Source organism: Caballeronia sp. LZ035, assembly GCF_031451175.1.
Lineage (GTDB): Bacteria > Pseudomonadota > Gammaproteobacteria > Burkholderiales > Burkholderiaceae > Caballeronia.
Map to the genome: position 1 here is coordinate 1,809,579 of NZ_JARUXS010000001.1, position 13,580 is coordinate 1,823,158.

17 protein-coding genes are annotated in these 13,580 nt (G+C 61.7%); 16 read left to right on the plus strand and 1 reads right to left on the minus strand.

Annotated elements, in window-relative coordinates; all coding sequences use genetic code 11:
• The first annotated feature begins 4 nt into the window (after nt 1-4).
• The 6 genes from QCE88_RS08630 (at nt 5) to QCE88_RS08655 (ending at nt 4,275) form a co-directional block, all read left to right on the plus strand.
• Complete coding sequence (locus tag QCE88_RS08630; protein WP_309900964.1) at nt 5-193, plus strand: DUF2635 domain-containing protein; 189 nt, start codon at nt 5-7, stop codon at nt 191-193.
• Nucleotides 190-1,683 (plus strand): phage tail sheath subtilisin-like domain-containing protein, encoded by a 1,494-nt coding sequence (locus QCE88_RS08635; protein ID WP_309900966.1) that lies wholly within the window; start codon nt 190-192, stop codon nt 1,681-1,683. Before QCE88_RS08630 ends, QCE88_RS08635 begins: the two co-directional genes overlap by 4 nt.
• A gap of 62 nt (nt 1,684-1,745) precedes the next feature.
• Nucleotides 1,746-2,120, plus strand: a complete 375-nt coding sequence (locus QCE88_RS08640) for a phage tail tube protein (RefSeq protein WP_309900968.1) — start codon at nt 1,746-1,748, stop codon at nt 2,118-2,120.
• A 3-nt stretch (nt 2,121-2,123) separates the two neighbouring features.
• The gene (locus QCE88_RS08645; RefSeq protein WP_309900970.1) at nt 2,124-2,684 is read left to right on the plus strand and encodes a phage tail assembly protein; all 561 of its coding nucleotides are present in this window, start codon (nt 2,124-2,126) and stop codon (nt 2,682-2,684) included.
• 17 nt (nt 2,685-2,701) lie between these two features.
• Nucleotides 2,702-2,851 (plus strand): hypothetical protein, encoded by a 150-nt coding sequence (locus QCE88_RS08650; protein WP_309900972.1) that lies wholly within the window; start codon nt 2,702-2,704, stop codon nt 2,849-2,851.
• Entirely contained in the window at nt 2,848-4,275 is a 1,428-nt protein-coding gene (locus tag QCE88_RS08655; RefSeq protein WP_309900974.1) for a DNA circularization N-terminal domain-containing protein, read from the plus strand. The genes QCE88_RS08650 and QCE88_RS08655 overlap by 4 nt, the downstream gene beginning before the upstream one ends.
• Here the strand turns inward: QCE88_RS08655 and QCE88_RS08660 are convergent, their stop codons facing one another.
• A complete protein-coding gene (locus QCE88_RS08660; RefSeq protein WP_309900976.1) occupies nt 4,276-4,746 on the minus strand; it encodes a hypothetical protein in 471 nt (156 codons plus the stop codon).
• A gap of 141 nt (nt 4,747-4,887) precedes the next feature.
• Between QCE88_RS08660 and QCE88_RS08665 the strand changes: the two genes are divergently transcribed.
• From QCE88_RS08665 to QCE88_RS08710, 10 genes are all read left to right on the plus strand, one after another.
• Nucleotides 4,888-6,429, plus strand: coding sequence for a phage tail tip lysozyme (locus QCE88_RS08665; RefSeq protein ID WP_309900978.1), 1,542 nt, complete (start codon nt 4,888-4,890; stop codon nt 6,427-6,429).
• Complete coding sequence (locus tag QCE88_RS08670) at nt 6,429-7,526, plus strand: phage baseplate assembly protein (protein WP_409018066.1); 1,098 nt, start codon at nt 6,429-6,431, stop codon at nt 7,524-7,526. The genes QCE88_RS08665 and QCE88_RS08670 overlap by 1 nt, the downstream gene beginning before the upstream one ends.
• Before the next feature lie 8 nt (nt 7,527-7,534).
• Nucleotides 7,535-8,086 carry a phage baseplate assembly protein V gene (locus QCE88_RS08675; protein WP_309900982.1) on the plus strand — a complete coding sequence of 184 codons (552 nt, stop codon included), beginning with the start codon at nt 7,535-7,537 and terminating at the stop codon, nt 8,084-8,086.
• A 3-nt stretch (nt 8,087-8,089) separates the two neighbouring features.
• Nucleotides 8,090-9,322: a phage GP46 family protein gene (locus QCE88_RS08680; protein WP_309900984.1), complete on the plus strand. Its 1,233-nt coding sequence runs from the start codon at nt 8,090-8,092 to the stop codon at nt 9,320-9,322.
• A 1-nt stretch (nt 9,323) separates the two neighbouring features.
• A complete protein-coding gene (locus tag QCE88_RS08685; protein ID WP_309900986.1) occupies nt 9,324-10,487 on the plus strand; it encodes a baseplate J/gp47 family protein in 1,164 nt (387 codons plus the stop codon).
• A 6-nt stretch (nt 10,488-10,493) separates the two neighbouring features.
• Nucleotides 10,494-11,090, plus strand: coding sequence for a putative phage tail protein (locus tag QCE88_RS08690; protein WP_309900988.1), 597 nt, complete (start codon nt 10,494-10,496; stop codon nt 11,088-11,090).
• A gap of 8 nt (nt 11,091-11,098) precedes the next feature.
• A complete protein-coding gene (locus QCE88_RS08695) occupies nt 11,099-12,064 on the plus strand; it encodes a hypothetical protein (RefSeq protein ID WP_309900990.1) in 966 nt (321 codons plus the stop codon).
• Nucleotides 12,065-12,074: 10 nt separating this feature from the next.
• Nucleotides 12,075-12,260, plus strand: a complete 186-nt coding sequence (locus QCE88_RS08700; protein ID WP_309900992.1) for a hypothetical protein — start codon at nt 12,075-12,077, stop codon at nt 12,258-12,260.
• A 299-nt stretch (nt 12,261-12,559) separates the two neighbouring features.
• Entirely contained in the window at nt 12,560-12,991 is a 432-nt protein-coding gene (locus tag QCE88_RS08705; RefSeq protein WP_309900994.1) for a hypothetical protein, read from the plus strand.
• Nucleotides 12,988-13,542, plus strand: a complete 555-nt coding sequence (locus QCE88_RS08710; protein WP_309900997.1) for a hypothetical protein — start codon at nt 12,988-12,990, stop codon at nt 13,540-13,542. The genes QCE88_RS08705 and QCE88_RS08710 overlap by 4 nt, the downstream gene beginning before the upstream one ends.
• Nucleotides 13,543-13,580 lie beyond the last annotated feature (38 nt).

The following is a 13,580-nucleotide window of genomic DNA, read 5'->3' on the forward strand; positions in this document are numbered from 1 at the left end:
ACGAATGATCGTCAAACCTGCACCGGGCCTCGTAGTGCGGCATCCGGTCACGAAGCAGCAGCTGCCGCCCGAAGGCATCGAAGTGCCGGATGGCGACATCTTCTGGACCCGCGTGCTCAATGACGGTGACGTCGTTCGCGCGGATAACGCGGCATCGCCCGCACCGAAGCAGTCGGGGAGTGCCGCAGAATGACGATTCCTTTCAAGCAGATCCCGCAGAACATCCGCGTTCCGCTGTTCTATGCCGAGATCGACAATTCGCATGCGAATTCGGCGGTGGCGAACCAGCGCGCGCTGCTGATCGGCCCGATGACGTCGGCCGGCGTCGCGACGCCGAACGTTCCGCTGATCTCCGCGGGCACGGGCGATGCAAACCTGCAGGCGGGCATCAATTCGGTGCTCGCTCTGATGACGTCGGCGTATCGCGCGAATGACCAGTTCGGCGAACTCTGGTATCTGCCGGTACAAGACGCCGGCGGCGCCGTGGCCGCGACGGGTACGATCGCCTTCACGTCGGCTCCGACCGCGAACGGCACGATCTCGCTCTACATCGCCGGCCAACTGGTCACGGTCATCGTGACGTCCAGCATGACGACGGCTCAGGTCGCGACGGCAGTCGCCGCGGCGATCAACCTGATCCCGGCCATGCCCGTCACGGCATCGGTGTCGACGAGCACGGTCACGCTCACGGCTGACAACAAGGGCCTCGTCGGCAACGACATCGACGTGCGCTTCAACTATCAGGGCGCGACGGCTGGCGAAGTACTGCCGACCGGGCTGGCTGCGACGATCACCCCGATGGCAAGCGGCGCGACGAACCCGACGCTCACGACGGCGCTCGGCAACCTGCAGGACATGCCTTTCGACTTCATCGCGTGCGCGTTCACCGATGCGGCGTCGCTCGATGCGCTGAAGGCGTTTCTGAATGACTCGACGGGTCGCTGGAGCTGGCAGCAGCAGGTCTACGGTCACGTGTTCACCGCGTACCGGAGCACCTGGGGCGGCCTGACGACGTTCGGCACATCGCGGAACAATCAGCACGAGACGGTGATGGGCTTCAACGACTCGCCGACGCCGGCCTGGCAATGGGCCGCCGCGATTGCCGCCGTGACCGCAGTCAGCGTGCGCGCCGATCCGGGCATCCCGATGCAGACGGTCGCGCTGACCGGAATCATGGCGCCCCCGCTGCAGTCGCGATTCAATCTGAGCCAGCGCAACACGCTGCTCTATGACGGAATCTCGACCTTCACGGTGGCGCAAGACGGCACGGTCGCGATCGAAAACCTGATCACGACCTACCAGCTCAACGCATTCGGCCAGCCGGACAACAGCTATCTCGAGATCGAGACGATGTTCCTGCTCGCGTACGTGCTGCGCCGGCTGCGCACGCTGGTGACGTCGAAATATGCGCGCGTGAAGCTCGCCGCGAACGGAACCCGATTCGGGCCGGGCGCTGGCATCGTGACGCCGAACATCATCAAGGCGGATCAGATCGCCGAGTATCAGGCGATGGAGTACGAGGGTTATGTGCAGGGAAGCGACAAATTCGCGCAGGCGATCGTCGTGGAACAGAACGCACAGAACCCGAACCGTGTCGATGTTCTCTGGCCGGGAACCCTGATCAATCAGCTGCGGATCTTCGCCCTGCTCGCGCAGTTCCGTCTGTCGACCAGCCAGACGTAAGAGTTCGCCAACGCTGTGTGCCGCCCTGACCGGGCGGCTTTTTCATTTGTGGAGAGCCAACGATGGCGAACAATACGAATTTCATCGCCGGGACCGCGTATATCACGGTCGACGGCGTGAATTACCAGCTCGACGGCGAGCTCAAGTACGACGTCGGCAGCGTGACGCGCGAGTCGCTCGCGGGGCAAGACACCGTGCATGGTTTCAGCGAAAAACCGAAGGCGCCGTCGATCTCGGCATCGATTCGTGACTCGGGCGGCCTGAGCTGGGCGGCGCTGAACGCGATGCGCAACAACACGATTGTGCTCGAACTCGCGAACGGCAAGACGATCATCGGCCGGAACATGTGGACCGTCGAGGCGCAGGAGGTCGACACGACCGAGGCGAAGGGCACGGTCAAGTGGGAAGGGTTGCAGGGCGCGGTCACGGAGCAGTAATCGATGAGCGACACGAAAACCATTCAGCTACGCAAGCCGCTCAGTTACGGCAAGGGCGACCAGGCCAAGACCGTCGATTCGATCGCGCTACGCGAGCCGACGGCCGGCGAGTATGAGAAGGCCGAAAAAGCCGCGGGCGTGTACGGACTTCAGATCGCTCTGATCGCGCTGCTGAGCGGCGTTCCGGTCGACGTCATCGATCAGATGTACACCAGCCAGATCGACGAGGCGGCCGATTTCATCGGATCGTTCGGAAAAGAAGCGATCAGCAGCACGAAGGCGAGCGAGGACGAGTTTCAACTCGTTCTTCAAGTGCCGGTGAAGCTGACGGCAGACGATAGTCCGCTGAATGTCGCCTCTCTGAATCTGTCTGAGCCGACGAACCAGCAGAAGCGCAAGGCGGCGGCTGCCGGCGGCTCGTTCGCATCGAGCATCGCGCTCATCAGCCTGATCTCGAATGTGCCGAAAAACGCTGTGCGCGCGATGACGGCGCGGGATTTTATGGCCGCGTGCGCGTATTTCAACGGTTTTCAGCTTCGGCGGACAGCGGACTCGGACGACTGATTGCCGCCATCACGGCCATGCCTGAAGGCTGGGATGAGGCGATCGCCGACCTGACGCATTTCATGCGCTGGGGACCGTCCGACGTCGACGGCATGACGTTTTCCGAGACATTGCGCTGGCTTGAACACGCCAAGCGCATGAAACAACAGATTGGGGCAAAAGCATGAACATCGGAGGCGGCGCAGGCGCAGTGCTCGGCACCACCTCGGGCATCTCCAATCTGGCGAGCTCGTTAGCGGCGCGGCTGGGCGGTTCGGCCGGCTCGTATTTCGACGAGCTGCGGCCGGCATCCTTCCGAGGCGTGCCGTTCGTCTCGCTCGGTGGCGAAGGCGGGTTCGGACGCCGGAACGAGCTGCACGAATACCCGCTGCGTGATACGCCGTGGGTCGAAGACATCGGGCGCGGAACACGGCGCTTTCGCGTGTTCGGTTTCGTGGTCGGTGACGACGTGATCGCGCAGCGCGATGTCATGATCGCTGCGTGCGAGGCGCCAGGCACGGGCGCGCTTGTCCATCCGACTTTCGGGCGCCGCGAAGTCAGCCTGATGGACTTTCGCAGCATTGAGCGGTGGGAAAAGGGCCGTTACTTCGAATTCGAGTTCGAGTTCATCGAGGGCGGCCCGCGCGTTTTCCCGGCGGCTTCGGTCGCGAGCGAAAGCGTCGTCGCAGCGGCGGCTCAGGGTTTGAATCTGGCCGCGGCGCTGAACTTCGCCAGCACGGCGCTCACCGCGATCGCATACGGATCTGCCGTGCTCGGTGCGGTGGTCGACACGGCCGTCGGTTGGTACACCTACGCGAAGAACATCGTCGGCGACGCGCGGAACCTGTTTCGGCTGCTCACGAATCTGCCGGGCGACTTCGGCCGCTTTTCGGGCAGCGCAACCGTGCCGACGTTCAGCAAATACCCGAGCTCTTCGGTCGACACGAGCGGCGCGACGGTTGTCAGCCTGACGAACGCCGCGACCATCTCGCGCGCGAATGTCGGCACGGCGGCCGACACGCTGAACGCCGCGGCGCAGGCGCTCGACGCGGCGACGATCGACGATTTCACTGCCGCAGTGCAGGGCATGACGACCGCAGTTCTGGGTGCGACGACCGACCCGGCGGATTCGATTCGGCTGCTGACGTCGCTGGCGGGTTTCCTGCCGAGCGGCGTGACGACGGCGTCGGCGATCGGCTCTGCAATGTCGGACATGCAGACGGCGTGCTCGGATCTGTTCCGGCGCTCGACGATCGCGGCGGTCGCCACGGCGGCGACGAGTTATCAGCCGACGTCGAGCGACGACGCGGCGCGCGTGCGCGGCCAGGTGCTCGACCTGATCGATTCGGAGATGGATCTCGCCGGCGACCAGTGCGCTGACGAGACGTACGAGGCGCTGCGCACGCTGCGCGCGGCGGTGGTTTCCGACCTGAATCAGCGCGGCGCGGGCCTGCCGTCGATCCGGACGTTCACGTTTTCGGCGTCTCTGCCGGCGCTGACGCTCGCGAATCGGATCTATCGCGACGCGACGCGCGCCGATGAGTTGGTGTCTCAGGCTGACCCGGTTCACCCGGCATTTTTCCCGACGTCGTTTCGAGCTTTGAGCACTTGATCAGTTGAGGGGCTTGTAAATCTGGACAGATTTCCCGTTAAGGCACTTGATTGTTACCAGCGTCTTTTTTAGAAAAATCTGTCCGTCTTTGCCTGCGACCAATCGTTCCATAACGGTCTGTCTAGGCCACTCGCAAGACGATTGGGCGATTTCTCCATTCTCGATAACTGGGTTGATGTCGGATCGCTTTACCCGAAGTAGGGCGGGGGCGTCGCGTAGAGTGCCGTCCGGAATTTCTTCAACAGAAACAAAGTTGGCACGATCATCAAGCGTGTAACTCTGGAACCTGAATCCCTTTGGGAGGTAGCGACATTTGTACACGTCTAGCAGGTCCGGAGTTTCCTCAACATCGATGATTTGTTTTCCGGTCGGACACGCTAACGCCTTGTCCACGGCGACTTGATAGATTGGTTTGGCTGACGCAGTTGCGGCTATTGCGGCGAGGCAAGTCGCCAGGATTAGTTTTCTCACGATTTTTCTCTGTCTTTTTGATGAAGTAGAGATAGTACAGCGCTCATGGCAAATAACCTTCAGATCGTCATATCCGCGCTGGACCGGACCGGATCGGGTTTTCGGTCGGCGAATCGCAACCTGCGCGCCATCGACCAGGCGATGATGCGCACATCGCGCTCGTCGCAGCGCATGACGGCGGTACAAAGCTTCGTGACGGGTGCGACGCGCGCGAGCGCGATGAGTGGCGCCCTGATGGCGAGCGTCGTCGGCGCGGTCGCGCTGGTGACGTCGAAGATCCTATCGATCGAATCGACATGGGCGAACACTGTCCGCAGCGTCAGCAACAAGTCGCTCACGCTCGGCATCGATGCGCGGCAACTTTTCGGCATCCAGAACGCGGCGAAATCGGTCGGACTGAGCGCCGAGCAGGCGTCGTCGTCTGTCGAGGGCGTGACGCGCGGCTACTACGAAGCGTCGCAGGGCCGTGATCCGCAGAAGCGGATGATTTATCAGGCGTACGGCATCAGCGGACGCGACGAAAGCGGGCAATTCAGCTCCGAAAAGCTGATCGAACAGATCGCTAAGGCGGGCGAAAGCGTGAACAGCCGAAGCGGTCCGCTCGCGCGTCATCGTTTGTTCGAGGCGCTCGGCGCCGACGGTCTCGAAGATCTGCTGAACAAGGGCCAAGCCGGCGTGCGTGATCGCTATGCACGCGGCGTGGCGCTCGCACCGAGCGCTGACGACATCCGTCACGCCAATGACTACGCCGAAGCGATGTCGCGGCTCGATCTGCAGTTCGATAAGACGAAATCGACGATTCTCGGCTCGCTGGCGCCTGCGTTGACGACGTTTCTCGGAAATGTCGAACAGATGGTTAAGCAGATCGAACTGCGGGATTTTTCTGTCCACGCAGGCGTCGAGCGCGTCGAACACTTTCTTACTGGAGACGGCGCGCGCACGAATGCAGAGCTTAAGGCGCAAGGCACCGAGAGCAACGTCTCAATAGGAATGACGAAAGCGCAGCAGTTCGGGAACTGGATACGCGGCAACGGCGCGCGCACGAACGCGCAAGTCGCGGCCGAGCCGAACGCCAATGTTCCATATGCGATCGATTACTTCGAGCGGCACGGCATGACGCGGAACGCCGCCATCGGTATGACCGCTGGGCTTTTGCATGAAAGCCGAATTGATCCATCCGCAGAGGGCGATAACGGGCAAGCCTACGGCGTTGCGCAGTGGCATCCAGATAGAGCGGCAGGTTTTGAGAAGTGGGCCGGACACTCGATCAAGACGTCGACGTTAGACGAGCAACTCGGGTATGTGATGCGGGAGCTTACGCAAGGCGACAGCCAGTCGAGAAGGGCTGGGGTGCTGATGCAATCGGCCGCATCGCCGGCGGATGCAGCGAGAATCGCCTCGAAATTGTATGAGCGGCCGGCAGCCGCCGACGCCGAAGCGGATGCTCGGGCGAAAACGGCAGACAGGATCGCCGGATTGTATTCGGCCCCCGGCGCGGCGCCTGCGCAGTCTCAAGACACGGTGCCGGATCGAAAGGACGGCGAGCTGCGCGTAAAGGTCGAACTCGGCAATCTGCCGAAGGGGTCGCGCGCAGAGGTCTCGGGCACGCCGAACGTGAAATCGACGGTAGAGCGCGGCTCGACCGGTTCCACCAGCCAATTCGCACTTGGGGCGACGTACTGATGAATTCGCTTGTCGTTACGCTGCCTGAAAGCGGGATCTCGATCACCGGCTGGACCGGCGCGCGCGTGACGCGCTCGATCGAAAGCTGCACGGGGTCATTCGTGCTGGAAATGACGGAGCGGTTCCCCGCGGAGGTCGACGAGACGTCGATGATCGGCGGGGCGCCGATTCGGATCTCTATCGACGCTGACAATGTGCTCCTGACAGGCTATATCGACACGGTCGAATACATCATCACGCCGCACGAGCACATGATCCGTGCGACAGGGCGCGGCCGGTGTCAGGATCTGATCGACTGCGGCGCGCGGCTCGATCGCATTCTGGCGAACAGCCGCATCGATTCGGTGTGTCAGGATCTGGTCAAGAATTTCGGCGACGACACGGTGGGTCCGATCGGGGTCGTGGTGACGGCAGGCTTGCAGGCCGTTATCGACGAGCTTCCGACGATCCCGTTTCAGTTGGTGTCGATCACCGAGACGCCGTGGGAGATCATCGAGCGCTGCTGCCGCTACACCGGCACGCTGGCATTCGAACTCGAAGACGGGTCTTTGTGCCTGGCGCTCGCCGGCGACGATCTAGGATCTACCGGGCTTGAACTCGGCAAAAACATCGAATCGGCGACGTCGGTGAAAAGTTCGCTGGGTCGGTTCTCCAGCGTCTCGGGCGTGCTGACGAACTACAACAACGCGACCGACATCGGTGTGAACCTGCTGCCGGAGTACACCGCATACGACAAGGGTGTGAAGCGATACCGGCCGAAGTACATCGTTTCCGAGCAGCCGGCCGCCGATCGCACGTACCTGCAGCGCCGCGTCGACTGGCAGATCGCGCGCGCTTACGGCATGTCTCGTCAGGTGCGCGTGTTGGTCGATAGCTGGCTCGATGCGGAGGGCTCGCCCTGGTATCTGAATTATCAGGTGCCGGTCACGATGCCGCTGCTGAAGATTCCGGAGAAAACGCTGCTCTTGATCGTCGAGGCGACTTTCATACTCGACGAGAACGGCACGCACACTGAGATGCTGCTCGCCCCGCGTCAGGCATATCTGCCCGAGCCGCTGGTTCTGCAGCGCATTGATCCGGACATCGCGCCGGAATAGGGAAAACTATGCATGAAGCACTCAACCGGCTCGCGCGGCGGATACAGCTGTTCGTCAGTCGCGCGGTGATCTCATTCGTCGACGATAAGCGGACCGTGCAGTACATGCAGACGCGCATCAACGCGCTTGAGACGGCCGGCGATATTCCGCGGTACGCCGAATATGGATTCTCGTCGAACCCGCCGATCGGTTCCGAAGCGCTGGTCGTCTTCGGTAACGGCGAGCGCACGAATGGCATCGTGATCGCGACGTCGAATGCGACGTATCGCGTGACCGCGCTCGCGAGCGGTGAGGTCGTGTTGCACGACAACACCGGCCAGAAGGTCTATCTGTCGCAGGCCGGCATGGTGCTGGATGGCGGCGGCAAGCCGGTCACCATCACGAACACGCCGGAGATCGATGCCGACACGCCGCTGCTGAAATGCAAGGGCGACATCATCGACAACTACGAGACGAACACGCGCACGGTGGCTGGCATGCGTGCAGTGGCGAACGCGCACGTCCACAGCGGCGTTCAGAGCGGATCAAGCAACACGGGAATCCCGACCACCTTGGAGTGATGCATGACAGACATCTCCATCTTGTGGGATGTGGCAAGCGGGCGCGGTGATTGGGGCTTCTCGCCTTTTTCGATCGCCGGGCAGCAGATAAGCGTCGCGACGCCGGTCGCTTTCGGATACGGCGACGGCGCAGCGACGCAGTTTGCGCTGGCACCTACAGCCGGGCCGATCAGCGCGGTCGTTTCAGCGCAGATCTATCGCAATGACTGGCATGGCAATCAGTTGCTCTACCCGACGCCGCGCACGAACCGCATCCGGCAGAGTGCCAACATGACGGTGGCGCCGTGGCAGACATCGAACGGCACCGCGTTTATCGGCACGGTCACACAGTCGACGGACATCGCGGCGCCTGACGGGACCGCAACGGCGGTTAATAAACTTGTCGTCGTCAATAACAGCAATCTCGGCGCGCGCAGCACGCACACCGCGCCCGCGGGACAACGCACCGGCAGCATATGGGCCTATGTGCCGAGCGGTCAGTCCGGCGTCGTCGGGCTCTGGTTTAACAACGACTACGGCGACACCGAATCCGGTTCGATCGTAACGACCTCGGTGTTCGATGCATGGGTTCAACTCACGTCGACGGCGAACGTCGCCAGCGCGCGCACGTGGCAGGACTTCAATCTCAAAAACGGCAATAACACGAACCTTCCGGTCGGCACGATCGTTTATCTCGCTTTCGCTGAGGACGAGGACGGTGCCGGCGGTGCGTATATCCCGGTAACGACCGCCGATGTCACGGTGACCGACTACACGCTGAGCAGCACCGGACTTGTGACGCTGGCGAGCGCGGCGGCGACCGGAGCGGTGCTCTCGTGGTCCGGCGCATATGTGTCGAACGTGGCGAGCGGCGGCTTTCTTCAGACCGGAAACGATCTGCAGACGGCGGTGCTACTGAGCCTCTTTACGGATCGCGTGGCCAACTCCGACGACTTCATACCGGACGGCACCGGCGACCCGCGCGGCTGGTGGGGCGACGTCGGCGAAGACACGCCGATCGGCTCGCGGCTTTGGTTGCTCGATCGCTCGAAGCAGACGCAGGAGGTGCTGAACAACGCACGCGACTACATCACCGAGGCGCTGCAGTGGCTCGTTGATGACGGCGTAGTGGCCAGCATGGACGTTCAGACGGAATGGACGCGCGACACGTTTCTCGGCGCGCAGATCATGCTCTATCAACCGGCCGGCCCCGGCGTCGCTCTGACGTTCGCATGGGCATGGCAACAGATCTCCTGACATGCCATTCTCAAGAAAAACGCTCTCTACCCTAGTCAGCGAGGTCGCGGCAGACATCAACTCGGCGCTGCAGGGTGCCGACGCGACGCTGCGCTTCACCGTGCTCAAGGTCATCGGCAAGGTGCAAGCCGGCATGTCGAATATGCACATGGCTTATCTCGACTGGATCGCGAAACAGTCTGTACCGTTCACCGCAGAGGATGAGTATCTCGAAGGCTGGGCAGCGCTGAAGAAGGTGTATCGGAAGGCCGCGACCGCCGCGCAGCTGAGCGCCTCGTTCTCTGGCGTCACTGGAACCGTGCTGAACGCGGGGACACAGGTCGTGCGCAGCGACGGCGCGACCTACACGACGGCGTCGACCGCGACCGTCGACGGCATTGGATCGCTGACCGTCACGATAGTCGCGACGGTCGCGGGCTCAGCGGGGAATTCTGGAGCAGGCACGAGCGCGGCTCTCGGCACGTCGGTGCCGGGTCTACAGTCGTCCGGCACGATCACCGGCACGGTCGCATCGGGCGCGGACATTGAGACGAACGACCAGTTGCGCACCCGAATGCTCGCGGCATACCAGAACACGCCGCAAGGCGGCGATGCCAACGACTACATCGGCTGGGCTTTGGCCGTCCCTGGCGTCACGCGTGCATGGGTGGCGCCGAATGGATTCGGCGGCGGGACTGTTGTCCTGTACACGATGTGGGATGTGGCGGAGGCCTCGAATAACGGCTTTCCGCAGGGCACGAATGGGTGTTCCCAGTTCGACAAAGGGCCAGGCGGAACGCCGCGCGGCACGGTTGCCACCGGCGATCAGTTAGTGGTTGCAGACAGCATCGTCAACGAGCAGCCTGTGACCGCCCTCGTGTACTCGTGCGGTCCCGTCCCGAACAGCCTCACCTTCACGATCTCGGGTTTGACGAGCACGACGACCGCGACGCGCGCGGCGATCTCGGCTGCAATCGCCGACGTGTTGTTTCGCGAGGGCGATCCGCGCTCGGGGACGGTGAACCGGTCGGACATCGAGTCAGCGATTGCATCGGTGTCGGGCACGAGCGGCTTCGTCATTACGCTCGTCCAAGGTGTTGTCGGAACGACGACCACGACATATCCGGGCAACATCACGAGCGGAACTGGCCAGTTGCCGGTCCTCGCAAGCGTGATCTACGTGTGAGGCGACATGCTTGCACCGAACTTCAAGGCTGCTGATTTCTTGGCGGCGATGCAGGCGCTCCTGCCGCGCGGGCGTGTGTGGCCTCGCGATCTGGACACAGTTCAGGCGAAGGTGATCGCTGGGCTCGCGCCGAGCTATGAGCGTCAGACGGCACGCGCGAACTATCTGCTGGTCGACGCGTACCCCGCGACGACGTATGAACTGCTGCCCGAGTGGGAAGCGACGCTCGGCCTTCCAGATCCGTGCGCCGGTGCTGCGCCAACGATACAGCAGCGACGCGCGCAGGTCGTAGCGCGGCTCACGAACGTTGGAGGGGCGTCGATTCCGTACCTGATTGGGTTCGCCGCCAGCCTTGGTTACACGGTCACGATCACTCAATACACGCAGGCGCGGTCGGGCATGCTCAAGGCCGGCCAGCCGTGCTGCGGCTACGACTGGAACTTCGCCTGGAAGATCACCGCGCCACTGAACACCGTGGTGCGCGCTGTCGCAGGTGCGATGGCCGCTGGCGACCCGCTCGCCGCATGGGGCAACAAAGTACTCGAGTGTGAATTCCGCGCAATCATGCCGGCGCACACGATTCCAATCTTCGCTTACGCATAAGAGGCACCATGTTTCGAATCGATGATGCAACGGCCACGCCCTCGCTGCCGACGCCGGAAACGGCCGGATCGGAAGGCTATTTCACGGAAGGAAACCCGACCGCCGGCACGCCCGCGACGAACGTCCGTGGATCGTGGCTGAACATGATTCAGGAGGAACTGTGCGCGATTCTTGCCGCTGCTGGGATCGCACGCAGCAAGACGAGTTACAGCCAAGTCAACAGCGCACTGCAAAAGATGTACGCGCCTGTTGTAGGCTCGGTTCGCAATCTCGCAATGAACGTGTCAAGCGTTTCCGCGAGCGCGACGTTGACTGCGGATCAGATTATTGTCGCGAGTGCTCTGAACGGACAGACTTATCAACTGCCGAGTTTCAACAAGACCATCAACCTCGCGAACACCGGCGCGGGCGGTATGGACACCGGTACGTCGCCGACGAGCGGGTATGTCGCGCTGTACGCGATTTACAACCCGACGACCGCTACGAGCGCACTCCTTGCTGTCAATGCGACTTCTGCGGCTGCTCCGAACGTCTATGGCGGCGCCAACATGCCTTCCGGATACACCGTTTCGGCGCTCGTGAGCGTGCGGGCGACGGATCCGACAGGCAAGCTCCAACCCGGCATGCAACGCGACCGGAAAGTGAGCTTCCCGCTAGCGACCTTGCTCTCGACTGCCACCACTGCTGCGAGTGCCACTGCGATGAATGTGGCTGCGGTGATTCCGCCAAACGCCGTGTCCGTCGGCGGCGAAATGGGCGCATCGTCCACAATCGTTTCGGCCGTAGTTTCCCTTCTGGCCGGAGATGCAGCTATGAGTGGGCAGCAGGCGATTTATGGAGGCGCCACGGCAAGTGCGCAGTACATCTGCAATTTCGATGTTGACATTGCTGTGCCGCAGACGTTGTATCGCGTGGCAACGAATTCGAGCGGAACGCCGACGTTCAGCTACTACGCTTCGAGCTATCGCTTTTGAGGAGAAGGCTATGAAAACGATCAACGTTCAGTTTTCCAACTCAAACGAAACCGCCATCATCTCGTTTTTCTGTTCCCCTCAGGATCCTACCGACTGGCCCAATCAAGGTGTCGTTGAGGCAACGGATTCTCGTTGGAAAGACTTCTTCAACTCCCTTCCGGGAGAATCTCAGCGGGCGCTTCCAGTGCCGGAGTGAGCGACGAGATTGTGAAGTTGCTCGCGTTCGGGCTCTTTCGCAGTTCTGCTGCCTCTGCTTCAGGCACGATTCGAATGCTTCCATCGAGATAATGCACTTGATACACGATTTCTTTCATTTTTATATCAGCGAAGATTAATGTTGGCATTTTAACAGACCACGAGAATCGGTCTGACAATAAGGCCTTGACGGCATTTAAGAGGTTCGGTTTGGCTGACCGACCTAATAAACCGGGGCTTTAAGTCCGGTGTCACCAGCAATTGAAAGCGGGCCAGCAGAGCCGTCGAACGAGGAAGCACATGCCTACGGACTCAACTCTGGCGACGATTATCGGAAGCGGCTGCACGTTCTTCACTGTTGGCGTCGGCATATTCATCGATCGATACATCAAGCTGCGCAAGCAACTGGTTGACGTCAAGTCGACTGAATCTCAGGCGAAGCGCGATATAGCGCAGGACGAGACAGACACTGAAAGTTTGAAGCTGCTGCTCGAGTCTGCAAGCCAGTGGAAGAAGCAGTATGAGGCGTCTGTAACGCGCGAGACTCGATACCGTCGGCAGCTGCAGGTTGCCGAGGCGAGGATGCGTCGGTTCGCTGAACAGGCCGCACGGGATCGCGACGAGGACCGTCGCAAGCTTGAGGCCTTGACGCGCCGTGTTGACTCGCTCGAGACCGAAAACAATGCGCTGAAGGCACAACTTGGCGGGCGCCGACGAGAGGATCTGACGTGACAGACGAAATCAAGAAGGCATACAAGCGTTTCGCGGGGCTTGCATCCATATTGCTCATCATGCTCTCGATCTTCTTCGCCGGCATGGCGGTCATGTACTGGATCAATCGGTCCGAGCGAATGCAGCTTGTCAACCGGTTTCCGCAGGCTCGGGCGACAGCCGCTGCTTCCGCGACTGAGGCGGCCGATGCCAAATATGCGACGCAGATCGCGAGTCTGAGGTCAGAGAACGCGACGCTCAAGCAGTCGCAGGAGTTGATCGCGAAGTCGGTGGCGGACACTAATCAGATCGCGTCGTACACACTGCGGTTCCTAGGCGATCGCGCAAAGCTCACCGATGCGCGGCAGGCGGTGCTGATCAAGCAGACGCGACAAGCTACGGCCGCAGCTACCGTCGCCGCGCAGAAGACAGAGGCCGTCGAGCAGAAGGTGAACGTCGCCGCGTCGAAGGCAGACGAGGCAGCGAGTACGGCGAAGGCCGTCGACAAGAAGCTCGAAACCGCTGTGCATCCTGCACTTCCTGCGCAGCCCTGGATCGGCAACCGCCGATAGTCCAATCCCCTTTTCTGCGATGTCATTTAGCGCCGTGC

Coding starts and splice junctions, on each gene's coding strand:
- QCE88_RS08675 (WP_309900982.1), top strand. CDS start 7,535: ATGCATGAAGCACTCAACCGGCTCGCGCGGCGGATACAGCTGTTCGTC.
- QCE88_RS08685 (WP_309900986.1), top strand. CDS start 9,324: ATGCCATTCTCAAGAAAAACGCTCTCTACCCTAGTCAGCGAGGTCGCG.
- QCE88_RS08680 (WP_309900984.1), top strand. CDS start 8,090: ATGACAGACATCTCCATCTTGTGGGATGTGGCAAGCGGGCGCGGTGAT.
- QCE88_RS08670 (WP_409018066.1), top strand. CDS start 6,429: ATGAATTCGCTTGTCGTTACGCTGCCTGAAAGCGGGATCTCGATCACC.
- QCE88_RS08665 (WP_309900978.1), top strand. CDS start 4,888: ATGATGCGCACATCGCGCTCGTCGCAGCGCATGACGGCGGTACAAAGC.
- QCE88_RS08690 (WP_309900988.1), top strand. CDS start 10,494: ATGCTTGCACCGAACTTCAAGGCTGCTGATTTCTTGGCGGCGATGCAG.
- QCE88_RS08640 (WP_309900968.1), top strand. CDS start 1,746: ATGGCGAACAATACGAATTTCATCGCCGGGACCGCGTATATCACGGTC.
- QCE88_RS08705 (WP_309900994.1), top strand. CDS start 12,560: ATGCCTACGGACTCAACTCTGGCGACGATTATCGGAAGCGGCTGCACG.
- QCE88_RS08645 (WP_309900970.1), top strand. CDS start 2,124: ATGAGCGACACGAAAACCATTCAGCTACGCAAGCCGCTCAGTTACGGC.
- QCE88_RS08700 (WP_309900992.1), top strand. CDS start 12,075: ATGAAAACGATCAACGTTCAGTTTTCCAACTCAAACGAAACCGCCATC.
- QCE88_RS08655 (WP_309900974.1), top strand. CDS start 2,848: ATGAACATCGGAGGCGGCGCAGGCGCAGTGCTCGGCACCACCTCGGGC.
- QCE88_RS08695 (WP_309900990.1), top strand. CDS start 11,099: ATGTTTCGAATCGATGATGCAACGGCCACGCCCTCGCTGCCGACGCCG.
- QCE88_RS08630 (WP_309900964.1), top strand. CDS start 5: ATGATCGTCAAACCTGCACCGGGCCTCGTAGTGCGGCATCCGGTCACG.
- QCE88_RS08650 (WP_309900972.1), top strand. CDS start 2,702: ATGCCTGAAGGCTGGGATGAGGCGATCGCCGACCTGACGCATTTCATG.
- QCE88_RS08635 (WP_309900966.1), top strand. CDS start 190: ATGACGATTCCTTTCAAGCAGATCCCGCAGAACATCCGCGTTCCGCTG.